Source organism: Thalassospira sp. ABL2_045, from assembly GCF_056161285.1.
This window is the reverse complement of the sequence record NZ_JBSWYV010000001.1, coordinates 526,299-551,663: the sequence shown is the minus strand read 5'-3', so window position 1 is coordinate 551,663 and position 25,365 is coordinate 526,299. Positions and strand designations below refer to the sequence as shown.

General features: G+C 55.6%; 23 protein-coding genes. 12 read left to right on the top strand and 11 right to left on the bottom strand.

The window, feature by feature from the left end:
* Positions 1-132: 132 nt before the first annotated feature.
* From trxA (ACXAIA_RS02580) to ACXAIA_RS02565, 4 genes are read left to right on the top strand one after another with little or no spacing between them, the layout of a single operon-like run.
* Positions 133-1,065, top strand: coding sequence for a thioredoxin (trxA, locus tag ACXAIA_RS02580; RefSeq protein WP_475347966.1), 933 nt, complete (start codon positions 133-135; stop codon positions 1,063-1,065).
* Positions 1,062-1,751 (top strand): LON peptidase substrate-binding domain-containing protein, encoded by a 690-nt coding sequence (locus ACXAIA_RS02575; RefSeq protein WP_475347965.1) that lies wholly within the window; start codon positions 1,062-1,064, stop codon positions 1,749-1,751. The genes trxA (ACXAIA_RS02580) and ACXAIA_RS02575 overlap by 4 nt, the downstream gene beginning before the upstream one ends.
* A 47-nt stretch (positions 1,752-1,798) precedes the next feature.
* On the top strand, positions 1,799-1,987 hold the full coding sequence (locus ACXAIA_RS02570) for a Trm112 family protein (protein ID WP_062956884.1): 189 nt from the start codon (positions 1,799-1,801) through the stop codon (positions 1,985-1,987).
* A gap of 18 nt (positions 1,988-2,005) precedes the next feature.
* Positions 2,006-2,392, top strand: coding sequence for a gamma-butyrobetaine hydroxylase family protein (locus ACXAIA_RS02565; protein ID WP_475347964.1), 387 nt, complete (start codon positions 2,006-2,008; stop codon positions 2,390-2,392).
* Between the two features lie 117 nt (positions 2,393-2,509).
* On the opposite strand, the gene ACXAIA_RS02560 is transcribed toward ACXAIA_RS02565, so the two are convergent.
* Together ACXAIA_RS02560 and ubiH are read right to left on the bottom strand one after the other, a co-directional pair.
* Positions 2,510-3,166 (bottom strand): OmpW/AlkL family protein, encoded by a 657-nt coding sequence (locus tag ACXAIA_RS02560; protein ID WP_475347963.1) that lies wholly within the window; start codon positions 3,164-3,166, stop codon positions 2,510-2,512.
* Positions 3,167-3,365: 199 nt separating this feature from the next.
* Positions 3,366-4,589 carry a 2-octaprenyl-6-methoxyphenyl hydroxylase gene (ubiH, locus tag ACXAIA_RS02555; protein WP_475347962.1) on the bottom strand — a complete coding sequence of 408 codons (1,224 nt, stop codon included), beginning with the start codon at positions 4,587-4,589 and terminating at the stop codon, positions 3,366-3,368.
* A gap of 573 nt (positions 4,590-5,162) precedes the next feature.
* Here ubiH and ACXAIA_RS02550 point away from each other — a divergent pair.
* From ACXAIA_RS02550 to ACXAIA_RS02535, 4 genes are all read left to right on the top strand, one after another.
* Positions 5,163-5,501 carry a P-II family nitrogen regulator gene (locus tag ACXAIA_RS02550; protein ID WP_007088725.1) on the top strand — a complete coding sequence of 113 codons (339 nt, stop codon included), beginning with the start codon at positions 5,163-5,165 and terminating at the stop codon, positions 5,499-5,501.
* Positions 5,502-5,524: 23 nt separating this feature from the next.
* Positions 5,525-6,853 (top strand): ammonium transporter, encoded by a 1,329-nt coding sequence (gene amt, locus ACXAIA_RS02545; RefSeq protein WP_475347961.1) that lies wholly within the window; start codon positions 5,525-5,527, stop codon positions 6,851-6,853.
* 265 nt (positions 6,854-7,118) lie between these two features.
* The gene (locus tag ACXAIA_RS02540; RefSeq protein ID WP_475347960.1) at positions 7,119-8,321 is read left to right on the top strand and encodes an aminotransferase class I/II-fold pyridoxal phosphate-dependent enzyme; all 1,203 of its coding nucleotides are present in this window, start codon (positions 7,119-7,121) and stop codon (positions 8,319-8,321) included.
* 54 nt (positions 8,322-8,375) lie between these two features.
* Positions 8,376-10,826 carry a DNA translocase FtsK gene (locus ACXAIA_RS02535; RefSeq protein ID WP_475347959.1) on the top strand — a complete coding sequence of 817 codons (2,451 nt, stop codon included), beginning with the start codon at positions 8,376-8,378 and terminating at the stop codon, positions 10,824-10,826.
* An 82-nt stretch (positions 10,827-10,908) separates the two neighbouring features.
* On the opposite strand, the gene trxA (ACXAIA_RS02530) is transcribed toward ACXAIA_RS02535, so the two are convergent.
* From trxA (ACXAIA_RS02530) to tsaE, 7 genes are read right to left on the bottom strand one after another with little or no spacing between them, the layout of a single operon-like run.
* Positions 10,909-11,229 carry a thioredoxin TrxA gene (trxA, locus tag ACXAIA_RS02530; protein WP_008888557.1) on the bottom strand — a complete coding sequence of 107 codons (321 nt, stop codon included), beginning with the start codon at positions 11,227-11,229 and terminating at the stop codon, positions 10,909-10,911.
* A gap of 18 nt (positions 11,230-11,247) precedes the next feature.
* On the bottom strand, positions 11,248-11,379 hold the full coding sequence (locus ACXAIA_RS02525) for a hypothetical protein (protein ID WP_475347958.1): 132 nt from the start codon (positions 11,377-11,379) through the stop codon (positions 11,248-11,250).
* A 13-nt stretch (positions 11,380-11,392) separates the two neighbouring features.
* Positions 11,393-14,857 carry a double-strand break repair helicase AddA gene (gene addA / locus ACXAIA_RS02520; RefSeq protein WP_475347957.1) on the bottom strand — a complete coding sequence of 1,155 codons (3,465 nt, stop codon included), beginning with the start codon at positions 14,855-14,857 and terminating at the stop codon, positions 11,393-11,395.
* On the bottom strand, positions 14,854-18,006 hold the full coding sequence (gene addB / locus ACXAIA_RS02515; protein ID WP_475347956.1) for a double-strand break repair protein AddB: 3,153 nt from the start codon (positions 18,004-18,006) through the stop codon (positions 14,854-14,856). The genes addA and addB overlap by 4 nt, the downstream gene beginning before the upstream one ends.
* Complete coding sequence (locus ACXAIA_RS02510; protein ID WP_475347955.1) at positions 18,006-18,767, bottom strand: nucleotidyltransferase family protein; 762 nt, start codon at positions 18,765-18,767, stop codon at positions 18,006-18,008. The genes addB and ACXAIA_RS02510 overlap by 1 nt, the downstream gene beginning before the upstream one ends.
* Positions 18,764-19,900, bottom strand: a complete 1,137-nt coding sequence (locus tag ACXAIA_RS02505) for an aminoglycoside phosphotransferase family protein (RefSeq protein ID WP_475347954.1) — start codon at positions 19,898-19,900, stop codon at positions 18,764-18,766. Before ACXAIA_RS02505 ends, ACXAIA_RS02510 begins: the two co-directional genes overlap by 4 nt.
* Positions 19,897-20,373, bottom strand: a complete 477-nt coding sequence (gene tsaE, locus ACXAIA_RS02500) for a tRNA (adenosine(37)-N6)-threonylcarbamoyltransferase complex ATPase subunit type 1 TsaE (RefSeq protein WP_475347953.1) — start codon at positions 20,371-20,373, stop codon at positions 19,897-19,899. The genes ACXAIA_RS02505 and tsaE overlap by 4 nt, the downstream gene beginning before the upstream one ends.
* A gap of 209 nt (positions 20,374-20,582) precedes the next feature.
* On the opposite strand from tsaE, the gene ACXAIA_RS02495 reads away from it, so the two are divergent.
* The 3 genes from ACXAIA_RS02495 (at position 20,583) to ACXAIA_RS02485 (ending at position 23,272) form a co-directional block, all read left to right on the top strand.
* The gene (locus tag ACXAIA_RS02495; RefSeq protein ID WP_475347952.1) at positions 20,583-21,608 is read left to right on the top strand and encodes a S8 family peptidase; all 1,026 of its coding nucleotides are present in this window, start codon (positions 20,583-20,585) and stop codon (positions 21,606-21,608) included.
* 204 nt (positions 21,609-21,812) lie between these two features.
* The gene (locus ACXAIA_RS02490; protein ID WP_475347951.1) at positions 21,813-22,835 is read left to right on the top strand and encodes an NAD(P)/FAD-dependent oxidoreductase; all 1,023 of its coding nucleotides are present in this window, start codon (positions 21,813-21,815) and stop codon (positions 22,833-22,835) included.
* A 38-nt stretch (positions 22,836-22,873) separates the two neighbouring features.
* Entirely contained in the window at positions 22,874-23,272 is a 399-nt protein-coding gene (locus tag ACXAIA_RS02485; protein ID WP_475347950.1) for a GFA family protein, read from the top strand.
* Between the two features lie 4 nt (positions 23,273-23,276).
* Here ACXAIA_RS02485 and ACXAIA_RS02480 read toward each other — a convergent pair whose 3' ends face one another.
* A complete protein-coding gene (locus ACXAIA_RS02480) occupies positions 23,277-23,666 on the bottom strand; it encodes a hypothetical protein (protein ID WP_475347949.1) in 390 nt (129 codons plus the stop codon).
* A 329-nt stretch (positions 23,667-23,995) separates the two neighbouring features.
* Between ACXAIA_RS02480 and ACXAIA_RS02475 the strand changes: the two genes are divergently transcribed.
* Positions 23,996-24,898 (top strand): Abi family protein, encoded by a 903-nt coding sequence (locus tag ACXAIA_RS02475; RefSeq protein ID WP_475347948.1) that lies wholly within the window; start codon positions 23,996-23,998, stop codon positions 24,896-24,898.
* On the opposite strand, the gene ACXAIA_RS02470 is transcribed toward ACXAIA_RS02475, so the two are convergent.
* Positions 24,899-25,360, bottom strand: coding sequence for a heme-degrading domain-containing protein (locus ACXAIA_RS02470; protein ID WP_475347947.1), 462 nt, complete (start codon positions 25,358-25,360; stop codon positions 24,899-24,901). It lies immediately after the preceding gene.
* Positions 25,361-25,365 lie beyond the last annotated feature (5 nt).

The window sequence follows — 25,365 nt, the reverse complement described above, 5'->3', positions numbered from 1 at the left end:
CCATGGACACCTGAGTAAGTCCTTCAATTCGCTTATATTAAAGTATAGGTGACACACAATATCACATGAATACCTCTTGTCGTCCGGGCAAGGCGGTATCATCTAGAATTCAGAATTAGCGAGTACACAATAATGTCGATCATTCTTGACGCGAATGCGCCGGATGGCGCCACCAGCCAAAATCAGGATTCCGACCTGATCAAGGACAGCAGTGTTGAAACTTTCGTCCAGGACGTCATCGAGCCTTCCATGGAAGTGCCGGTGGTTGTCGACTTCTGGGCGCCATGGTGCGGCCCGTGCAAGAACCTGACCCCGATCATCGAAAAGGTCACCCGCGAGGCCGGTGGCCGGGTCAAGCTGGTCAAGGTCAATATTGATGAAAACCAGGAACTGGCGATGCAGTTGCGCATCCAGTCGGTGCCGACGGTTTATGCCTTCAAGGGTGGCCGCCCGGTCGATGGTTTTCAGGGCGGTCAGCCCGAAAGCGAAGTGCGCGCCTTTTATGAAAAGCTTGCCGGTGGCCCGATCGAAAGCCCGGTTGAACAGCTTCTGGAACAAGCAGCCGAAGCACTTGGCAATGACGATGTCGCGACTGCCTACGGGCTTTATGGTGCGGTGCTTGAGCGCGATGGTGAAGGCGAAAATGAGCAGGCCACAGGCGGTGTGATCCGTTGCCTTGTCGCGATGGAAGAACTTGAAGCTGCGCGCCAGTATATCGAAGACATGCCTGATACCCTGCGCCTGAAAGCGTCTGTCAGCGAAGCGATCAGTGCGCTTGAGCTTGCCGAATCCGGTGCCTCAAGCGATGACCTTGATGCTGCCCGTGCCGCGGCAGAAGCCAATCCGGATGACCCGCAGGCACAGTTTGATTACGGCATGGCATGCTTTGCTGCAAACAAACGCGATGAAGCGGTCAATGTGATGATCACGATCATTCGCAACAATCGCGACTGGAACGAAGATGCAGGACGCACGCAACTCCTGAAGTTTTTTGAAGCCTGGGGCCCGATGGACCCTGCCAGCGTCGCCGGACGCCGTTCCTTATCAACGGTATTGTTTTCATGAGCATATGCGGCCCTTTCGATCCTGAACTTTCGGATCTTCCGGAAACCATGCCGGTATTCCCGTTAAGCGGTGCGCTGTTGCTGCCGCGCGGGCATTTGCCGCTAAATATCTTTGAGCCGCGATACATGCATATGGTGAGTGATGCCCTTGGACAGGACCGGATGATCGGCATGATCCAGCCGCGTCCAGACCAGCATAACGCCTATTTCATGGACCCGGATAACCCGGAGATCTTTTCAACAGGATGTGCGGGCCGCATTACCGCCTTTAGCGAAACCGATGATGGTCGTTTTCTGATCACCCTGACCGGGGTATGTCGCTTTAACGTCATCGAGGAACTCCCTGAAAATAGCGGTGGGTACCGCCGGGTGCGCGGCGACTTTGGGCCGTGGAAGAATGACCTGTCCCTTCCCGAAGATGACATGACGATCAATCGTGACCGGCTGCGACTGGCACTTGAGGCCTATTTTGCGCAGCATTCACTGCGATCTTGTTGGGATACGCTGGCTGACAGCGATGATGAAATGCTGATCACCACCATTTCCATGGGCTGTCGCCTTAGCCCACTTGAAAAACAGGCTTTGCTCGAATGCACAACCCTGTATGATCGCGGCGATATGTTGACCACATTGCTTGAGATGGCTGTTCATGCCGACCCAAAGCAATCCTATAGCAACACCAACTAGATGTTCTTGCCGCATCAAACGGCAGACACAACCCGAAGGCTGAATTCATGACCGCGACCCCAAGCCCGGTAGACCCGAAACTTCTTGAAATCCTTGTCTGTCCGGTCACAAAGCAGGCGCTGGAATATGACCGTGACAATAACGAGCTGATCAGCCCGAAGGCCGGCCTTGCATACCCGATCCGCGACGGCATTCCGATCATGCTGCCCGACGAAGCCCGCGCTATCGAAGATTAAGGCAAGGACAGCCCTTTCATGTCCAGTGACGGCTTTACCCCGGCATTCAGCCCGGTTGAAATCAACTATCTGCGCGATGACCGCATTCTGGAAGTTATCTGGGATGACGGGGTGCAAACGCGCCTGAGTGCCGAGTTGCTCCGGGTCGAGAGCCCGTCAGCCGAGGTGCAGGGCCATCATCCTTCCGAAAAGAAAATCATCGCCGGGCGCCGCCATGTCGGCATCATTGATATCGCGCCGGTCGGAAACTATGCCGTGCGCATCAGTTTCGATGATTTGCATGATAGCGGCCTGTTTAGCTGGCAATATCTGCGCGAGATGCACGACAACCAGGACAAGCTGTGGAACGACTATCTCGCAGCGCTTGAGGCGCGCGGACTGTCGCGCGATCCAGCAAAGCGCTAACCGCCCTCTGCGCATTTTGCACACTTTTCGGAATTCCCAAAAAGCAAAAGCGGCCCTGTCGAAGACAGAGCCGCTTTTTACTGTATCGTCCAAGGCTTACCCCGTCACGAAAGCCTCTTAGAAGCGATAGCCTACACCGAGACCGAAGACCCACGGATCAAGGTGAGCTTTCGAGGTGTTTGCACCGTTATTGATGCTGATGTCAGTATCAAGATAGATCTTTTTGACGTCGAGGTTAAGCGACCACGGACCGGAAATTGCATAGTCAAAACCAGCCTGGAAGGCATAGCCAAAGCCATCATCATAGTCGACCGAGGTGAACTGACCCGGCTTGGAGTCATAGAAGAAGGTGTAGTTGATACCTGCACCAACATACGGGCTCCAGCGGCTTTCCGGCATGAAGTGATACTGCAGGGTCAGAGTCGGCGGCAGGAGACGCACGGAACCGGCATCAAGATCCGGGTTCGACCAATCAAGATTATGTTTAGTGGTAGCTGCAATCAGTTCCAGCGCAATGTTGTCGGTCAGGAAGTAGGAGAAGTCGACTTCCGGAACAACGTCGTTGTCCAACTTGCCTTCGCCGGTGTTCAGCGTATCGTCATAGGTGTCTTCATCCGGAACCATCACAATACCACGGGCGCGAATGACGAAGTCGCCAGCCTGTTTGGTTTTGAATTCGGCGGTCTGTGCGGAAGCCGGATTGGCAGCAACCAGTGATGCGGCCATCATGCCACCCAACAACGCGGTGCCAAGAAGTTTGGATTTGAATGACATTATCTGTCCCCTGTTCGTTTGATTAACTGGGAGGGACATTGCGCTTTTCTGTTTGCTGACTTGTTGACACAAATCAACAACCATTCAGAAAAAACGACACAGTTTTGAACGACTATAAATGACCAAACATCATTTATACTGAAAATTGCAGCCTGAGATCAGGCAGAAACCCGCAATTTTTGGCCCGGAAATACTGCGGTCAGAGCGACTTGCCCTGCATGAGTTTGGGCAACGTTCCGGCATAGCCCATGGCATGTGACATGAACGTCTTTTTAAGTGGCGGGATTTTTTCGACAACAGCCAAGCCGATATCGCGCGCCCAGCGGATCGGGGCGATATCATTGGAGAATAGCCGGGTGGTCAGATCAGTGACCGCCAGCATCACCGTGTTATCGAAGCGACGCCACTGCTCATATTCGGTCAATACATCGGCACTGCCAATATCGCGGCCAAGACGGCGGGCGTTAACCAAGATTTCGGCCAGAACCGCGACGTCACGGATCCCCATATTGAGCCCCTGACCGGCAATCGGATGCATGCCGTGTGCGGCATCACCAATCAGTGCCAAGCGATCCTGTGTGTAGTGATAGGCATGCTGCAAGCCAAGCGGGTAACAGAAGCGCGGACCGATCACTTCAAGATCACCAAGATAACCATCAAACCGGCGATGGAGTTCATCAAGGAAGGTCTGGTCATCGAGATTGACCAGGTAATTGGCCTGCTCGGTGCCCTCGGTCCAGACGATCGAACAGCGATTATCGGTCATTGGCAGAATGGCAAACGGCCCGGCAGGCAGGAAGTGTTCGACCGCCAGACCATTATGGGGCTCCTTGTGCTTGACCGTGCAAACGACGGCACTTTGCTTATAGCTCCAATTATAAGTCTTGATCCCGGCCCATTCGCGCAACATGGATTTGCGCCCTTCTGCCCCGATGGCAAGCGGCGCACGCACAGATTGTCCATCGGCAAGCGTGATGGTCATCCCACCCTGATCACGATCAATCTTGTCGACGCTTGCCGGTGCAATCATTTTGACCAGATCGGTTTTTTCGATAGCGCGATACAGTGCACTACGGGTCACAAGGTTTTCGACGATATAGCCAAGCGGCGCGTCACCGACTTCATGATGATCATAATGCAGGAAAAGCGGGCTTTGTCCGTCGGCAATCCGGATATCAAGGATCGGTTCTGCGCCATCCGCCATATCGTCCCAGGCACCGATAACTTCGAGCACGGATTTGGACGCTGCCGCAATCGCACAGGTGCGACCATCATAATTTGCGCTCAGAATGGTTTTCGGGTCTGCATAATCAATCACCACCGACTTGATACCACCATGCGCGAGCGCCAAAGCCATGGACGCGCCATTCAATCCGCCCCCGAGAATGATGACATCGGTATGAAGTGCCTGCTGATCATGCATGTCGCAATTTCCTGTGTCGTTTGGCCACCGCCCTTAAGCACGGTTTACCTTGCGGACCGGCATGCTGCGTTGACCTGACGCAATAGGGCGTCGTGAAAGCGTTGTTTGCACATCTTTACCCTGCCAGATACGTCGCCACAACCCGCGCCGATCATCATCGCGCTGTTATCGCGACCTGAAGCGCCTACACCCAAAATAAAGCGCTACTCAGCAAGTCCTCAGCACGGAAACGTCATACTGCGACATATGCCCTGCGGTTGAAGGTCAAATACAGCAAGCTATGAAACGACCCTCCACAGAGCATTGAGCTGTAAGCGCTTTTTATTTTCGTGCTTGGTTGATTAAAAAATATGCACATTTTTTGGACAACAACAGATTTTGTGCAGATTTTAATCCGGATATGACAGAAGGAAGTCATCATCCCGACGACGCGACTCACAATTTTCTCGTTTATATTCAGATATTTAGAAAATTAATTTTGAGTCTGGCACGATTCTTGGTTTGGAACGTGGGACTGCGAAATCGTGATTACCACGTTGGTACTCAACGGATATGCCGGGAGGTCGCAATATTATGAAACTTGTTACTGCTGTCATTAAGCCGTTCAAACTGGACGAAGTCCGCGAAGCGCTTAGCGCTTTGGGCGTTCAGGGTTTGACGGTCACTGAAGTTAAAGGTTTTGGCCGTCAAAAAGGTCAGACCGAAATTTATCGTGGTGCTGAATACATGGTCAGCTTCCTGCCGAAGGTGAAGCTGGAAGTCGCCATCACGGATAATCTGGTTGATCAGGTTGTCGAAGCTATCACCAAAACTGCTCAAACCGGGAAAATCGGGGACGGTAAGATTTTCGTTCTTGATGTAAGCCAGGCGGTTCGTATCCGTACTGGTGAAACCGGCGACGACGCCCTGTAAGTCCAGAGACAAGGGGAGACATTATGACTATTTCCATGAAGAAAACCGGCCTTGCTGCAGCTGCAGCTACCGCCCTTCTGGCAATCGCTTCTCCGGCTTTTGCACAGGACGCAGGTGTTCCGGCTGAAACCCAGTTCATTCTTAACAGCTTCAGCTTCCTGTTCAGTGGCGCTGTCGTCATGTTCATGGCCGCTGGCTTTGCAATGCTGGAAAGCGGTCTTGTACGGACCAAAAACGTAACCACCATCCTGCTGAAGAACATCGGTCTCTTCTCCATCGCAGGCATCATGTACTACCTCATCGGTTACAACCTGATGTACATGGATGTATCTGGCTGGATTGGCTCGCTGAGCCTTTGGAGCGCAGATGACTCGGCTGCCCTTGGTGGCGATTTCGCTGGCGGTTATTCCGCAACGTCTGACTGGTTCTTCCAGATGGTCTTCGTTGCCACCGCAGCTTCGATCGTTTCGGGTACTGTTGCCGAGCGCATCAAACTGTGGCCGTTCCTGATCTTCGTCGTTGTTCTGACTGGCGTTCTGTATCCGATCACCGGTGCATGGACCTGGGGCGGCGGCTGGCTCGCAGAAATGGGCTTCTCTGACTTTGCCGGTTCCACCATTGTTCACTCCGTCGGCGGCTGGGCTGCTCTGACCGGTGCGATCATCCTTGGTGCACGTAAAGGCAAATACGGCGAAGACGGTTCCGTTCACCCGATGCCGGGTTCGAACCTTCCGCTTGCAACGCTTGGTACCTTCATCCTGTGGCTCGGCTGGTTCGGCTTCAACGGTGGTTCCCAGCTTGCTATGGGCACCGGTGCTGACGTCATCGCGATTGCCAACATCTATGGTAACACCACCATGGCTGCTGCCGGCGGTGTGGTTGCAGCGATCATCCTGACCCAGATCCTTTACAAAAAGGTCGACCTCACCATGGCGCTTAACGGTGCACTGGCTGGTCTGGTCTCGATCACTGCGGCTCCGGACACCCCGACCATTGGATCGGCGATCATCATCGGTGCAATCGGTGGTATCCTCGTTGTCATCGCGGTTCCGCTGCTCGACAAACTGAAAATCGACGACGTTGTCGGTGCTGTTTCGGTTCACCTTGTTGCTGGTATCTGGGGCACGCTTGCTGTTCCGTTCACCAATGACGGTGCTTCCTTCGGTACGCAGATCACCGGTATCGTTGCAATGGGTGCCTTCACCATCGTTGCTTCGTCGATCGTATGGCTGGCTCTGAAATTCACTGTTGGTATCCGCCTCTCCGAGGAAGAAGAAGCCAACGGTTCGGATGCGACCGAGCTTGGCCTGGAAGCATATCCGGAATTCGGTAAGGGTTCCCAGCGCTTCTAAGCGAGACTTTCTGACGGGTACCGTGTTTGCACGGTACCTGATCGATCTGATCAAAAGCCCGTCCGGGGAAACCCGGGCGGGTTTTTCTTTTGCCTGATTGACAGGATTCATTGATGGCGAGCATGCTTGTCCGCCGCCGTATGAAGCCGATTTCACGCCGCTCTTAAATGTTTCTTTGCACTTTTGGCATAGGGGTAAAGTCAGGGGATTTTACCCATCTTCTGAACACCGGCACCGCCCATGGCGGGCCGCAGACCATGCTGGAATGACGACGAACATGTTTAACGCGCGCCTGGATCAATTGCCTGCCTATCCGTTCCCGCGATTGGCAACCCTGCTTGACGGTATTGAACCCGGTCAGCCGCCGCTTGTCATGTCGATCGGCGAACCGCAGCATGAACCGCCTGCCATGATCACCGAGGCCATGGTCGAGCATGCCAGCCTCTGGCACAAATATCCGCCCGGTGCCGGCACCCCGGAACTGCGCACGGCCATCAAGAATTGGCTGGATCGCCGCTATGACCTGCCCAAAGATATGATTGATCGCGACGATCACGTCCTGCCGGTCGCAGGCACGCGCGAAGCGCTTTATCTGATCGCCACCACGGTTATCCCACAGGATCAGCCAGGCCCCAAACCCAAGGTCTTGCTGCCCAACCCGTTCTATCAGGTCTATTGCGGGGCCGCGGTTCTCAATGATGCCGAAATGGTGCCGCTGGCCGCTGGCCCGGAAAACGGCTTCATGCCCGACCTTGATCAGATTGATCCCAAGGATCTGGATGCCTGCGCGTTGTTCTTCCTGTGCTCGCCAGCCAATCCGCAAGGGGCGATTGCATCGCGCGAATATCTTGAGCAAATCATCGCACTGGCGCGCAAACACGACTTCGTGCTGGCCATGGATGAATGCTACGCCGATATCTATGACCGTACAGCCCCGACCGGGGCATTGGAAATCTGTGCCGCGCAAGGCGGAAACATGGACAATATCCTTGTCTTCCACAGCCTGTCGAAACGTTCCAGCGCGCCGGGTCTGAGATCCGGCTTTGTTGCCGGTGATGAAAAAATCATCAACCGCTTTATCGCGCTGCGCAGCTATTGCTCCGCAACCATTCCGATGCCCGTCATGGCCGCGTCCACGTTGCTTTGGAACGATGATGCCCATGCCGAAGCCAATCGCGATCTGTACCGGGCAAAAATCGACATTGCCGAGGAAGTCTTTGGCAACCGGTTTGGCTTCCATCGCCCGCCGGGGGGATTTTTCCTGTGGCTGGATGTGGGCGATGACGAAGCCGCCACCCAGAAAATCTGGAAGGAAACCGGGGTCAAGGTCATTCCGGGCAGCTATCTGTCGATGACCGATGCCAAGGGCAACAATCCGGGCAAACGGTTCATCCGCATTGCTCTTGTCCATGATCTTGAAACCACGCGGGAAGGACTGACCCGCATCGCGAAGGCGCTGGAAAGCTAGCGCCAGCACTTCGCACCAGCAGAACAGCAGGACTTAACCAGAACGGATACCCAGATGAGCAGCCAGTCAAACACTCTTGGAACCGCTTTCATGCCCGGCAGTCTCGTGACACTGCTCAAGCGTAGTGGCTTGCGGTTTTGTGGCCTCGGGCTGGTATTGCTGGCCATGGCCCTGTTCATCATGCTGATCGGTTTTCACCCGGGCGATCCGTCCTTTAACCACGCCACCGACCGCACGACAGTCTTCAACCCGCTGGGCACGATCGGGGCCTATGGCGCAGATCTGATGCTGCGCACGCTTGGTCTGGCGTCTGCCCTGATTACGGTGTTGCTGGTTGGTTGGGGCTTGCGCCTGATTGCAGTCAAACCATTCCGCTGGATGTGGGCCCGTTTCCTTGTTTTGCCGCTGGCGTTGCTTTTGGTAGCGACCTCGGCCGCCGCCATTCAACCGGGCATGCACTGGCCACTGACTGTGGGCTTGGGCGGTTTTGCCGGTGATTTGCTGCTCGGCAAGCTTCAGGCAGGTTTTGCGATGATTGGTGTGCCCGGTGCAAGGGCATTGATTGCACTGGCATCCATGGTGCTTGGGCTGGCGCTGACGATCTTTTGCATGGCCTATTCCCTGTCGGAATGGGAGCGGCTGGGTACCGCCCTGTCCTTTGCCGGGGGCAAGGTGATTTCGGGCATTCGCGCCATTATCCCGACCGGCAGCAATGACGAGCCGGTCGCCAAACGCGCACCGGGTTCGCGTCAGGAACCGTCGATGGACAAAGGCAAGTCCAAGCTGGGCTCTGCCATCTCGACCCGCAAGTCCGAACCGACGGCCAGCGCGGATGCCGAAGACGGGTTTGACGAAGATGGCGGCGATCACGAACCGCCGGTTCACATCGTTGCCGCCCCAGCGGCCAAACTGCAACCCAGCCAAAAGGCCGCAGCCCAACGCCAGGCATCGCTTGATCTGGGAACCGAAGAATATCGCTTCCCGCCACTTGATCTGCTGGGCGAGCCGGATCCGGCCGATGCCAACCCGATTGATCAGGAAGCGCTGGCACAAAATGCGCGCCTGCTCGAAACCGTTCTTCAGGACTTTGGCGTCAAGGGCGAGATCGTGCAGGTACGACCGGGCCCGGTCGTAACCCTTTACGAACTTGAACCGGCCGCAGGTGTCAAATCTTCGCGTGTCATTGGTCTTGCAGATGATATTGCACGCTCCATGAGTGCGATTGCCGCCCGTGTTGCCGTGGTGCCGGGTCGCAACGTGATCGGTATCGAGCTTCCGAATGTGCGCCGTGAAACCGTGCATCTGCATGAAATTCTGGCATCGAGTGATTTTGAAAAGAACAGCGGCAAGCTCAATATGAGCCTGGGCAAGGATATTGGCGGCACCCCGGTGATTGCCGACCTTGCCAAAATGCCGCACTTGCTGATTGCCGGGACCACGGGTTCGGGTAAGTCGGTGGGTGTCAATGCGATGATCCTGTCGCTGCTCTATCGGATGAAGCCCGAAGAATGCCGCTTCATCATGATCGACCCCAAGATGTTGGAGCTGTCGATTTATGATGGCATCCCGCACCTTCTGACCCCGGTTGTGACCGATCCGCACAAGGCGGTTGTCGCCCTTAAATGGGCCGTGCGCGAGATGGAAGACCGGTATCGCGCCATGAGCCAGGTCGGTGTGCGTAATATCGCGGGCTATAACAAGCGCATCAAGGAAGCTGCTGCCAAGGGTGAACAGCTAACCCGTCGTGTTCAGACCGGCTTTGATCCGGAAACTGGCAAACCGATCTTTGAAGATCAGGAACTGCCGATGGAGCCGCTGCCCTTTATCGTCATCATCGTTGACGAGATGGCCGACCTGATGCTGGTGGCGGGTAAGGATGTGGAAGCCTCGATCCAGCGTCTGGCACAGATGGCCCGTGCAGCCGGTCTGCACCTAATCATGGCGACCCAGCGTCCGTCGGTCGACGTGATTACCGGTACGATCAAGGCCAACTTCCCGACACGTATTTCCTATTCCGTGACGTCCAAGATCGACTCGCGCACCATTCTGGGCGAGATGGGGGCGGAGCAACTTCTCGGGCAGGGGGATATGCTTTACATGGGTCAGGGTGGCCGTTTGCAGCGTGTCCATGGCCCGTTTGTTTCGGACGAGGAAGTCGAAAGCATCGTCAAACATCTGCGAGATCAGGGCGATCCGGCCTATCTCGATACTGTCACCGAAGAGCCCGAAGAAGATCCGGTCGCGGCCTATATGGCGGGTGGCAATGCCGGTGCGTCCGGTGGTGCGGGATCGGACGATGATCTTTACAATCAGGCGGTCGGCATTGTGCTGCGCGAAAAGAAGGCATCGACCAGCTTTATCCAGCGCAAACTTTCTATCGGCTATAACCGTGCTGCGCGCATCATCGAACAGATGGAAGAGAACGGCGTCGTTTCGGCAGCCAACCATGTCGGCAAGCGTGAAGTGCTGATGGAAAACATGGACGGTACGCCCTACGAATACTGAGTCAGAGCTGAAAAAAGCGCTCAAAGAAAAAGGCGGGCTGAAATTCAGACCGCCTTTTTAATTCAATGATCTCCGATGAAGATCAGATCGACTGGTTGATCCAGTCGACAAGAGCACTTTTCGGAAGCGCGCCAACTTTCATCGCCGCGACTTCACCGCCCTTGAAGATCATCAGGGTCGGAATGCCACGAACACCGTATTTCGCCGGGGTGTTCGGGTTTTCGTCGATATTCACCTTGGCGATCTTGAGCTTGCCGCCCAGTTCACCAGCGATTTCATCGAGATATGGGGCAATCTGTTTGCACGGACCGCACCACTCAGCCCAGAAATCGACCAAAACCGGGTCGTTGGAACCCAGAACGTCGGTGTCGAACGAACCGTCGGAAACTTTAATCGTGGTCATACTTTCAGATCCTAGTTGTTACGAGGCAAGGCGGGCGAGCCCGCGGACCTCGATCCGCTTTATGAGGCCAAGGTAGGCAGCACCGACGCAAACGTCAAGCGCATTGGACCCACCCAGCGAAGCTGCACGGTGCGAAGCCTTGCTGGGCACGGAGTCGGTTCCGTCAGCCAAATGTCAAAATATGGTCGGGCAACTCCACCATCCACGGCCCGTTGGTCCAGAGGATGAAACACCTGACCTTCTTGCCCGGATACATCTGTGCAAGCGCTGCGCGATAGATCGACATCTGGCGGCGATAGGCGCGCGGCGTGTCTTCGACATCGCGTGGCGGCGGGCGATTGGTTTTGTAATCAACAATCATCACCTCATCCCCCTGCACCACAAGCCGGTCAATCTGGGCCGAAACCACATCCCCGCCAACGATCCCGACCAAGGGCACCTCGGCACGCGACCCCGGCGCAAAGACCGGGGCGAAAGCCGGATTATCGAAAATGCCCAGGGTTTCATTGGCGATTTCGACCTGCAGATCGGCATCAAGCGCATGAACCGGCTGGGCAAGGAAACGTTCGGCTGCCTTGCGCCGGGCCTGTTCCGGAAGATCGGGCAAGAGTTCAAGCAGTTTGTGGATCAGAAGGCCACGCTTGAAGCTTTGTCCCTGATCGCCGCCAAGCGGGGACTGAACCGCCGGTTCGTCTTCGAGCGGGCGACTGGGGGCCAGCGGTTTGGGCGGGAAGGATTCTTCGGGGGCAACCGTGCGGATCAAATGAAGTTTGGGTGATTGTTTTGAATCCGTAACGTCATCTGTGCGATCGGGTTTTGGCGCCTGGCTTTGGTCGGTTTCCCACACCCAGCCTTCGCCGTCCCAGCCCGACCCGGAATAGGTCGAAAGATCGATCTGGGTCGGTTTGGCGTAGCCTTCCATCGCCTGGCTACACAGATTGTACCAGCAATGCTCGGGCGCCTTGCGCCGCCCCTGCCAGCCGCAAATGTAAAGCCGGTCTTCAGCACGGGTCAGGGCGACATAAAGCAGACGGTTATATTCCTGATCACGTTTCAGCGCGATGTCATCACGCAGGCGCGCAACAATGTCGGTTTCAAGCGCCACACGCGGCAACCAGAACATCAAGTTGCGGTCTTCCTGCCAGAACAGGTTGGGCGCCTGTGTTGGCACCTGCATGGTGTCGGGCAGGAAGACGATGGGGGCCTGAAGCCCCTTGGCACCATGCACGGTCATGATACGGACTTCATCACGTCCACTTTGTTCAAGGTCACGCTTGATTTCAGCATCACCGGCCATCAGCCAGTGCAAGAAGCCCTGCAAGGTTGGCGCATGATCGGCTTCATAGCCCATCGCAAGGTTAAGGAATTCGTCAATCGGGTCATTGGCCTCAATGCCCAGACGGCCGACAAGACGGGCACGAACCCCGCGCGCCTCTTCGCCGCGACCACCCAGAAGTTCGGCATAAAGCTCAAACGGGCGTTCGTAATCCACCCGGCCCAACCACTTGAACAAAAAGGCGTAGGCACGTGCAAACGGTGATGCGTCTTCGACCGTGGCGGCCTTTTCACGCAACGCATGCCACAGGGTTCTGGGACGGTTATGGGCGATTTCAAACAGCTGATCATCATCAAGTCCGATCAGCGGGCTTTTAAGCACCTCGGCCAGTGTCAGGTCATCTTCGGGCATCAACAGGAACCGGCCGAACGCCACCAGATCCATCACGGCGAGCTGATCGGTGATCTGCATACGGTCAACACCGGCGACCGGAACGTTGCGTTCTTTCAGTGCCTTGACGACCTCATCAACGAACGCAGTCCGACGGCGCACCAGAATCATGAAGTCGCCCGCACGTACCGGACGACCACGCGATGTAAGGGTTTCCTTTTCATCAATCGCATGGCGGATGCGCCCGGCAATGACCCGCGCAAGCCGGATCTCCGGATCTTCAAGGCGGACAATCCGGGTTGGCGGGGTCCAGGGATCTTCGACCTCACGTTCTTCGGGCTCGACGGCGGGCCAAAGTTCAATCCGCCCGGCCTGCCCTGCGCGGAATGGACTGTGCAAGACATCCGCGCCATCATCACCGACCCCCTGCTTGGCGACCGGGCCTGCAAAGACCCGATCCACCGTGCCCAGCACCGCATCGGTGGAGCGAAACGAGATATTCATCGGTACTTCGCGCCAGTCCGCGGCAATTTCACGTGCCCGTTCGCGGAAGTAGCGGCGCATTTCGGCGAATTTTTCCGGATCGGCGCGCTGGAAACTATAGATCGATTGTTTGGCATCGCCGACGGCAAAGATGGTGCGCGGCGTATCCGCATGGCGCCCGGCATCAATAAAGAATTCCTCGGCCAGAATACGCACCACTTCCCACTGTTCGGGGTTGGTGTCTTGCGCCTCGTCAATCAGGACGTGATCAAGGCCCTCGTCCAGTTTGAACAATACCCAGCCGGCAATCCCCGCGTGACGTTGCAAAAGCTGCAAGCTGGTCAGGATCAGATCATCGTAATCAAGGCGCGCATGCAGGGCCTTTTTGGTCGCATAACGATCCAGCATCGCATTGCCGATGGTAATCAGGGCCGAGGTTGCCCCGGCCATGGCGGCGGCCTTGCGCTGTCGGTCGACCTCAACCAAACGTGCACATTCTTGCTCAAGCGCGTCCGCCCCCATCGGATGGTTTTCGGCAGCGCCCTTGGTGATCAGCTTGGCACGAGGTTCACCGGCTGTGGTGAAAAAGACGCTGCGATATTCGTTAAACACCGCCAGGCGGTCTTCGACAGTCGTCTTTTCAAGAAACTGCGCCAAGGCCGGGACGCGTGCCTTGTCGGTTTTGGTTCCAGCCTCAAGCGCTGCCAACCCGCGCAGCAACCCGTCGCGGTCAAAGGCATCATCAGAAAGGGCCTTGGTCAGAATGGTTTCATCATCAAGTCTGAGCGGCACGCCAAGCGCCTTGTAGACCGCATCGCGCATGCGTTTGGCCCCGCCCAGATTGGCGAGCATGCGTTTCAAACGACCACGTTCACGGGCCAGTTCGCTCATGACCTCGCCAAACGCGCCTTCACGGACCTGACCGGTGACGACAGACAAGGCATGGGCCAAATCGTCATCACGGCCGGTACGCGCAAATGCCAGGACTTCTTCCTGCACATCGGCCATGGTTTCGGCCGCTGTGCGGTCATCCATGATTTCAAAATGCGGTGCCAGACCAGCTTCCAGCGGGAAGCGGCGCAGAAGCGACTGACAAAAGGCGTGAATGGTCTGGATCTTCATCCCGCCCGGCGCATCGAGCACCCGGGCAAAAAGCTGGCGGGCGCGGATCGTTTCATCGTCACTGGGCGCTGTCCCCGCCAGATTGGCAAGATCGGCCTGAAGATCGCGGTCTTCCATTGTCGCCCAACGGCCCAGCCGTTCATTGACACGGTTGGCCATCTCGGCCGCGGCGGCCTTGGTAAAGGTCAGACAAAGGATACGATGCGGTTCGGTGCCCGACAGCATCAGGCGCAAAACCCGATCAGACAGCACCTTGGTCTTACCCGCCCCTGCCGACGCCGACACCCACACCGATGCATTGGGATCAGACGCATTGCGTTGCAGGACGTTGGGATCGGTTGCGCGCATTTCGGTCATGACGGATCGCCCTCCCCGCCATTATCAGGGTCGTCAAGTTCTTCGACATCCTCGCTGCCCATCCATTCGCGCAAGCGCGCAAGATGGACATAATCGGAATATTTCGGCGCGTGATCGGGATGCGGCACGCTGAGATAGGGCGTATCGGGATCGGCAAAGGCCGCGGCCAGCCCGTTCACACCATCCACCGCCGCATGGGCAAGCTCGGCCGGCGTGGTTTTCATCCGGCCTGTGTTGATCTCGACAATCTCGCCCGCCGGGTCCCCGCCCGACAGTTTCCAGAACGCCATACTGGCCGGGGGGCCGGCGGGCACATCACCAAAACCACCCTTTTCGGCAATCGCGGCTTCAAGTGGCAATTGCGGGGCAAAACCGTTGGCAACATCGCCCTGACTGGGCGGTGCGCCGGTTTTATAGTCAATGATCGCAATCCCACCATCGCGCAAAGCATCAATGCGGTCGGCCCTTGCATAGACCTGAAAGCCGCTGCTGGTATCAAGGGTTCCGGCCTGTTCGGTATAGGATTTCCGCACAGCATCGCGCCGGGCTGCTTCGGTCTGGATGAACCATTTTGCGATGCGCTCGAACCGTGGCCACCAAAACGCCCAAAGGCCGGGGCGTGCAGCAAGCGGTTTGAACACTTCGCGACCAATGATCAGCAATTCCTGCTCGCCGTCGGGCGGCAAATGTTCGGGATGGTGGGCGATGAATTGATCAAGGGCCTCGTGGATCAGGTTGCCGTAATCGGCGGCCCCCGGGTCTTCATCAACCCCATCAAGTTTGCGCAAGCCCAGGATATGGCGGGCATAGATGGCATAAGGGTCGCGCATCCATGTTTCGATCTGGGTGACCGACAGGCGATCCGGGCGGGCCGAAACCGGTGGTTTGGGTGCCGGGCGCCCGATTTTAACCCGCATGTCTTCGGCCGGTTCATCAATCAGGTCGGCCAATGCACGCCATTCGGCCGCGTCAGGTTTTTCCATCGAAACGCCCGATTTACGCAGAATGTTTTCAATGCGTAACAACCAGCGCGATGGCACGGTTGGCGTGCCTTCGATACGCAAAGCACGGGTCATCACCACATCTGGCGAACAAAACAGTTGTTGGAAATCATGGGCCGATTGACCGATCCGGTGTTCGGGGGCAGGCAAACCGAAATTGCGGCGCATTGGGCGGCTCATCCACGGATCGGCACCGGCTTCGGGCGGCCAGACACCTTCATTAAGCCCGCCCAGAATGGTCAGATCCGCCTGTTGCATCTGGGCTTCGACCGTTCCCCAGATAAACAGGCGCGGATGTTTGCCATAGCGCGGGCGCACCGCACGGTCCGCCATCAACGCATCCAAGAACGCGCCATAGCGATTGCCCGGCATCGAGGCGAAATCGCCAAGCGCATTAAGCAATTCATGGACGAAATCCGCCAGCGCCTCGCCCGCTTCACCGCGCCACAGGCGATCGGCACCGGTTTGGGTGTCGCTGGCTGCCAGTGCCTCGGCCGCGGTGACATGACAGCGCAGCAGATGAACCGGCGCATGGGTTTTATCGCCGGTCAGGTCATCGAGCGCATCAAGACAGGTTTTAAACCGGGCAACCAGATCGCTCAGCCGGGCATGATCATCACGGATACGTTCAATCCGGGCGATGGCGCTGTCTGATCCGGAATGACCCAGGCGAGCAACCGTATCCTCACACCAGCCATCAAGGGCGGCCTGCAACCCCTCCAATCCCGGCCCCGGTCGCGCACCGCGCAGGACTTCCTTTTCGAGCAATCGGGTCAGAACACGGAAGCTTTCCGGTGACAGCCCCGCCGCCGACAATGGGTGTTTGAGCAGCTCCAAAAGCGGAACCGGGGCGAATTCTTCCTGAACGGCGCGCACGACCAGGCGCAGATAGATCGCCGGTGCCGCGTCATGCAGCGGGATACCGGCCGAATCGTCAATTTCGACCTCCCATCGACGGAGTTCCGTCGCCACACGCCGGGCAAGACCACGATCTGGTGTCACCAGGGCACAGGTCTTTTCAGGATGTTCAAGCGCCTCACGCATCATAAGCGCTATCGTGGTGGCCTCTTCACGTGCGCCAGAGCAATCAACACGCAAAACACCATCCATCACATCCGGGGCAAAGCCTGTGATATGACGCCAGTGATGGGTGGTTTTGGCAGGTCTGAGTGCTTCGCGGGCAAGACGCCGACGCTCAATCGTCGCATCGCTTTCGGGATCAAGGGCTGGCCAGGGAAGAACGCTGTCGGCGTGACGGCCAATATGGCCCAGCGTCTTGCCCAGAAGATGTTGCGGATGGGCTGCGTCATCGGCAATCGCCGCCCAGTCTTCGTGGCTCAGCCCCGCCATCAGACCGGGCAAAACCACACGGCCCTGTGGCATTTCAAGCACCGCCTTCATCAAATCGCGCAAGGCCGGAAACGGCCCGGTGGAGCCGACAATCAGGACTGGCGTTTCGGGCAGGTTTTTGGCCCACAGGTCAATCTGTGCCGCAATCAGGGCATTGCGCCGCATGGCCCGGTCACTGACATCCTGTGCGTCGAGAATACCCGGCCAGTGGATGGTCAGAATCTGCAGGAATTCGAGGGTGAGCTGCCAATGTTCGGCAAATTCTTCGGGCACCAGTCCCTTAAGATCGTCAAAGGCGCAGTTTTCGGTTTGCACCTGATCAAGAAAGCGCGCCAGTTCTCCGGCAAGGCGGGCCGCCTGATCCGCAGTTGGTTTTTCACCGCGATGATCAGGACGCCCCATGATCAGTTGGGTGAGCAACAATTTGCGCTGCAGATCGGGGATGGCGGGTGGCAGGTCAAGGGCGGCCTGTTCCCCGCCCGCACCATAAATCGCCAATTCATCTTCGTCCGCCTCGCCCAGCGGACGAATGGTCGGAAGCAGGGTGACCGCACCCTGCGATTGCCGCAAAAAGGCGTCACGCATCACCTTCGCAGATCGCCGATTGGGCACCATCAGCACATAGTCAGGCAGCGCATCTGGCTGATCCGCGGTTTCAACCATCAATTGCTTGGCGATCAGATCGGCAAAGGCAACACCGGGCGGAATGAAAAACAGGTTTGAGGGCGGCGTAACCTCGCTCGCGAAGGAGGCTTCGTCATAGTCGGGCGCGTCCATGTAATCAAACAGGTCGGCCATCAAACTCCCCCGGATGCGGCTTTCTTGGCGCGCTCAACCTCAAGCGCCTTGACGATGACAGGCTCGGAATCTTCAAGCGCCTCTGGCGTGCCGATATGGAAATATCCACCATCATGCACCAGACCATAACACCGACCCGCGGAAAGCGCCTTGTCATAAACAACATTGAGCGACCAGGCACCATCAGGCGTATTTTCAAACAGATGCGGTGCCAGGACCTGCACACCGGTAAAGAAATAAGGGGCAGACGGCGCTTCACCGCGCCGTTTGAGCCGCCCATCCACCTGCCAGAAGAAATCCCCTGCCCCGTCATAACCATACCCGTCTGCCACCGGATAAAGGGCCAGGAGCGCGTCCATATGGTCCGGGTCAAAGGCATTGATCAGGCGATCAAACAGCGGCTCCGTCCCCTCGGTCCAGAAGACATCAGCATTGGCAATCAGGACCACGTCGTCATTGAGTTTCGAGAGCGCATTTTTCACCCCGCCGCCTGTTTCAAGCAGATCAACCTCTGGCGAGGTGACAATGGCGGGTGCGGTTCTGTCGGCAACATGATCAATGATCTGCTGACCAAGATAGTGCGAATTGACCACCGCCTGATTGACACCGGCCTCGGCAAGCTTATCGAGCACATGATCAAGCATCGGCTTGCCCGCGACCGATATCAGCGGCTTTGGCATGGTATCAGTGATCGGGCGCATGCGCTTGCCAAGGCCCGCTGCCAGAACCATGGCCTGTGCCTTTGTTTCTGGTGCGCTCATGGGTTTGCCTCTTTGCCGGATGGGGTTTGTGTTTGGGTTTGAGGTTGTGCAAGTGCCGGGGCAGTGCGGGCATCAGGCGGAATATGGGCATCCACCCAATCCTGAAGAGCTGGCAAGTGATCAGAAGCCCCGCGCAGGATCATGTCCCAGCAGAGCGGGATAAAGTCGAAATAGCGCGCTTTTCCGGCCTTGATCGCAAGCCAGCCAAACCGGCCAAGAATACGGAAATTGCGCACCATCGAGGTCGCGATATAGACTGTTTCGAAATCAGAACGATCAATGTCCGGAAACGCCGCGAGATAGTATTCCTTCATCCGCGCTTCAAGATCCGGGCCGATATCATGGCGCACATCGCGCAGGAGCGACGCCAGATCATATGGCCTTGGCGCGATGGCGGCGTCCTGAAAATCAATGATGCCGCAATCATCGCCGCCCTCGCCATTTTCGACCAGCATCAGGTTATCAACGTGATAATCGCGGTGAATAATGACGTCCCCCACCTGCCAGCAAAGCGGCAGCACGGTTTCAAGCAGCTGGTCAAAGGCGGTGCTTGCCGCGTCGCGCTTGGCGACATCCGGGATGACTAGTGGCAGATAATCGGTCTTGAAGCTTGCGAGCATACGACGCAGGTTTTCCGGACCATAGCGCACCAGATCGCAGTCCTTCATGCCGCCGCCATCGCAGAAGCGATGCAATGCGATCAGCTGTTCGACGGCATGCAGATAAAGCGCATCCTGCGTCGTGCCATCAAGCATCGCGCCGCCTTGAAGGGCCTCGGTAAAGGTGATGTCGCCGAAATCCTCGATCAGGACCAGACCGCGCTTTTCATCCGCCTCATAGATTTCCGGCACTCGCCACCCAGCCTGCTGGAACAGTTTGGTCGTCTGTAAAACCGGCGTGACCGAGGCCGGTCGTTCGGGGTCATCAAAAACGCCATGTGGATCAACGTGAATGGCCGAGGGCGGAAAATCCATCAGAAGTGCCGTGTCATGACGCCGTTCGAGGCGGAAATATTTGCGGGCGGAGGCATCATCAACCAGCGGCATGACCTGCGCGCTTTGCCAGCCACAGGTGACCAGAAAATCCTGGCGTTCGGCGTTGCGGCGTTCCTGATCGGGGTTTGCACGGGTCATGACGGGCTTACCACCAGATCATTGATCCGCGCGGTCCATTCCTCGCCATGCGGTTCAAGGTTAAACACACGCCCATCCGGGGTTGATCCGGGCTCGATATGAATATCAAGACGGTTTTCCGGGGTGAGATATTCCAATCGGTCGGGCCATTCGATCAGGCTGACGGCATCGGAAAAGGCATCCTCGATATCGAGTTCATGGACTTCTTCGGGATCAGACAAACGATAGAGGTCAAAATGCCAGACCGGCACACGATCCAGCTCATAAATCTGAACCAGTGTGAAGGTCGGACTGGGGACTTCTTCGTGCGGGTTTTCGGCCACCGCCCGGATGAAGGCGCGGCAAAAGGCGCTTTTGCCCATGCCAAGCGTGCCGTGCATCAAGATCACATCCCCTGCCCTGGCAACAGCGGCAAGCTTGGCGGCAAGGACTTCGGTCCCGTTCTGATCGCTGACAGTAACTGTCTTGTTCATTTTGCTCGTTCGGACTGGCGTCGTTTGGTCTGTTTTAGGATGTGGATCTCAATCCGTAAATGACTTTCGCTAACCCAGCGACAATGCAGTAGCCCAGCCTTCTTTTCCCAAAAACACAACCTAAAGAAAAATTAGACTCCAAAAATATTAAACTTATAGTAGAGTTTTCTTCACCGATTTTATCACATCTCCTAAACTGCGAGGATGGCATGAAAAACTGGCACATCAATGCAATTAATGCAGATAAGGCATGGGACATTATGACCAATCCCGTGAGCGGAGAAATCGACTACGGCGACGTGCGTATTGCGCATATTGACACCGGCATTACCAAACACCCTGTATTCGCACCTTGGACCGGGGAAGCCAACAACCTCATCCTCGACCAATGGACCAACTTCATTGAAACAGATCGCAGGGAGCCTTTCGATCCGCTCGATTATGGTGGTTTTGCAGGGCATGGCACCCGGATCGGCAGTGTTATGTACGGTAATTTGCCGGGCAAAATGCGTGGCATTGCGCCGGATTGCCCGGTTGTACCTTACCGCGCAACGAACAGCGTCATTCTGGCTCGTGTTGCCAACAAGCACTATGACAAAATTGGTCCCGCAATCAGGCACGCCGTCGACAATACCAATTGCAGCGTTGTTTCCATGTCGCTCGGAACGCCGATGGCACCGGCGAAAAATATGGGAAGTGCGATTGATCACGCCTATGACAGCGGTGTTATTGTGGTCGCCGCCTCGGGCAACAATGTCTCTGATCATGTCACATACCCGGGAAAATATTTTCGGACGATCTGCGCAGGTGGTATCTCACCCAACCGCGAAATATGGAAGATTCACAACAAGTCTTTCCGCAACCTGATCGATATTTTCGCACCTGCTGACGAGATATTTCGCGGGAACTCATACCTTGGCGGCGATGCTTCTTTGCAAATCGACTATGGCGAAAACGGTGATGGTACGTCCTATGCAACGGCTTGTACCGCGGGTGCAGCTGCTCTTTGGCTTGCGCATCGGGCAGAAGAAATCGAAAACACTTACAATGATCATCTCTGGATGCGAACGGAGGCGTTTAGATCGCTTTTGCGCAGTACTGCCGCACCGTTGGCCAAGAAGCGTGCAAATGTCACGTCGGGTATTCTCGACATTGAAGCATTGCTAATTGCGCCACTTCCCGCCCCCGATACCCTTAAATATGAAGCGCGCAAGGCCATTAATCAGTTCGCCTAGTTATAGGTAACAGATGATCCACCGAATGATCTGGTATGGATGCGCCTGTTCGTAAACCGATCATGAAGCAAAAACCCTGTTAAGGCCGGTATCCGTTGCGATATCGTGCCCCAGATGCTATCTGGCTGCATAAGAAATCCCGCACACCGCCGGGCTTGGGGTCAGTACCCTACCCAAATTCGATTTTATTTGGATGGAAGAAGTATGTCAGACGCATCGCACAGCACAGATATTGCCATTATTGGCGCAGGCCCGGTCGGGCTTTTTGCGGTTTTCGAAGCCGGTATGCTGGGGCTTAAATCCCATGTGATCGACGCGCTTGATATGGTCGGCGGCCAGTGCAGCGCGCTTTATCCGGAAAAACCGATCTTTGATATTCCGGCCCATCCGCAGATTGCCGGTCAGGATCTTATTCACGAACTGGCCAAACAGGCCGATCCGTTCGAGCCGACCTATCATCTGGGTCAGCAGGTCACCAAGCTTGAGAAACGCGATGATGGCCGTTTCACGCTGGAAACCACCAAGGGCACGGTGATTGACGCCGGTGCGGTCTTGATTGCCGCGGGTTGTGGTGCCTTTGGCCCGAACAAACCGCCGATGGACGGCCTTGAAGATTACGAAGGATCGGGTGGCGTTCAGTATTACGTCAAACGCCGTGCCGACTTTGCCGGCAAAAACGTCGTGATTGCCGGTGGCGGTGACTCGGCTGTCGACTGGGCGCTGTCGCTGCATGACATCGCGGCCAAGGTTATGGTTGTCCACCGTCGCCCGAAATTCCGTGCCGCCCCTGACAGCAGTGCGAAACTGCAGGCACTGGCAGAAGCTGGCAAGATCGAGATGGTCATTCCCTATCAGCTTAAGGGCCTTAAGGGTGAAAACGGCATCCTGTCACACGTGGTTGTCGCGACGCTCAAGGGCGAAGAACGCGAACTTGAAGCCGATCATTTGCTCCCATTCTTTGGTCTTGCCATGGAGCTCGGCCCGATTGCCGACTGGGGCCTTAACCTTGAGAAAAACCATATCGGCGTCAAACAGGCGACCATGGAAACATCGGTGCCGGGCATCTTTGCCATCGGCGATATCGCGACCTACGAGCACAAGCTTAAACTGATCCTGTCGGGCTTTGCCGAGGGTGCAAGTGCGATCCATGCGGCCCGCGCCTACATGTTCCCGGACAAGGAATTCCACTTCGAATATTCGACCACGACGGGCGTTCCGAACGAATAGCCCGAGAATCTCGGTCAAAGTTTTCAAGGAAGCGCACCATGACCACAAAACATCCCGAACATCATGGGGGTTGTCTTTGTGGCGCGGTGCGCTTTGTTGCATCCGGGGAGCCGATTGGCGGTAATCACTGCCATTGTGGCATGTGTCGCAAGGATAGTGGTTCGGGTGTCTCGACCTTTGTCAGCTTCCCGGCCAGCGCCGTTTCGTGGAATGGCAAACCGACCGATTATGAAAGCTCGCCCGGCAAGTATCGCGGCTTTTGCCCGAATTGCGGATCAAGCATCACTTGGCGCAAGGACGATGATGACAGCTTCATTGATCTGCGCCTTGGGAGCTTTGACGACCCAACTCCGTTCAAGGCCAAGAAGCATCTTTGTATGCGCACCGCCCTGCCAAGCTTTGCCGGCATTGATTCCGATATCGAGCATTTCGATTAGCTCTCTAATCAAGTTTACTTTTGTTGTTATTGAGCTGCCAACTCCCTCTGACGGATGACTTTTTTATTATTCCTTTTTCCTTCATCCGATTCAGGTACGTTCGAAACGTAGAGTGATTCAGGGATTGGTTCATCGACCTCACTACCTCAAATAAGTACTCACTTGATACGGGCCCTTGACTAGCCTGCAATGTCTTAACAATCAGGTCCCAAGCAATAACTCGCGAAAAGCTGTTTCTACGCACAGCAATTTCGACGGAAATATCTTCCGCCTTTGCCTTAGCTAGCTGGCGCCTCAACACGTCACGCTCTTGCTCAAGAGTGATTATTTTTTGATCCAGAGCCCTTATTTCACCCTCTAATCGGCGAACAAAGTATGTTTTCCCTTCATTCATTCTTGTCTCATTTCTCAATTCGCAACATAATTCCTCGAAATTGAATAAAAATTATTGTTTTTTATCAAAACATTAACTGCCTTGATTGGCGCCTCATAATATGCTACATTGAATAAATATTTATTCAATGTAGCATATTTAGTCTCACATGTATTGAATTATGTTGCACTCTTAAAAGTCTATGATAAATACACAATCAACATGGCCGGCCCCACTGCACTTTTTAGGTGTACGGGTCGGTCTTCTTTTTCTAATGTACGTACATGAACGTATATCAGAAGCCGTACCTTCCACCTTGCGACCAAGTTGCACTTCTGCAAAAACGTGGAATGCAAATCTCGGATACCCGCCGAGCGGAAGAGTGCCTCTCCCGCATCGGATATTACCGTTTAAGCGCTTACTGGTATCCCTTCAGAAAATCCAGACCACCGACCAATGACGAACCGCAAAACAGGCCGGTAGTAATTAGCGATTTCAGACCAGGCACGAAATTCTCTGACTGTATTGATCTGTATGTCTTCGATAAGAAGCTCAGGCTACACACACTTGATGCCTTGGAACGCATCGAAGTCGCGTTGCGTACCGACATAGCACTATTGTTAGGACAACATCATTCCGAAGCGCATAGACACGCCCCCTTGCTACACGGAAATTTCACAAAAAAAATCCAGCAACATGGCTCGACAGATCATCAAAAATGGCTAGCCAAGCTGGATGACTTAACCAGAAACTCAAAAGAAGAGTTTGCGAAGCATTTTAAGAGAAAATATCCAGGCAGTTTTATGCCGATATGGATTGCAGTCGAGCTATGGGATTATGGCATGCTCTCTTATTTCTTCGCTGGCATGCGCATTTCGGATCAGGATACTATTGCTGACAAGTACGGGCTGTCATCAGGTAAAACTTTAAAGTCTTGGATCAGGTGCCTTAATGTAACAAGAAACCTATGCGCGCATCACAGTAGGATCTGGAATAAACCACTAGTCATTACTCCTGCTCCGTGCAAGCAAGGAGAATTCCCCGAATTTGAGGCATTGCCTCCGCAAAATAGAAGTCGCTACTACGGTACCGCTCTAATCATGCAGTTCCTACTTAACAAAGTTAACCCCTCCTCCACTTGGGGAACCCGACTAGCAGCACTAATGAATGAACTTCCAACAAACAATATAATCGATAAGTCGCAAGCTGGATTTCCGATGAACTGGACCGCCGACTCTTGCTGGAACAGATAATCACTGCGTTCCAATGTTTAGGTAACGCTCTAAAACATCAACAATCATGCCGTGATCTTCGTGCGATGCAAGGCCGGAAACCGTAATCGCACCAATCACGCCGACACCGGCAACGCGGATCGGGAAGCTGCCGCCGTGATCGGCATAGTCGGCGAAATCAATCCCGTGATCGGCCAGTGTCTTGCCCTTGGCTTTTAGCTCCGCGCCAAAACGCATGGAGCTTTGATGTTCACGCAGCACCAGATTGCTTTTGCGCCGTGCCCACGCGTCATTGGCCGGTTTGGCCCCGGCAAGGGATGTATGAAACAGCGTGCGATCCGGGGTACGGATATTAATCGCAACCGGAGCATTTTGCGCCTGCGCCACGCCGACCAGTTTGGAGCCGATTGACCAGGCGGTGTCTTCGTCAAAGCGATCAAACACCAGAATTTCTTCCTGTTTGGCAAGCTGGTCCAAATCCATTGCGG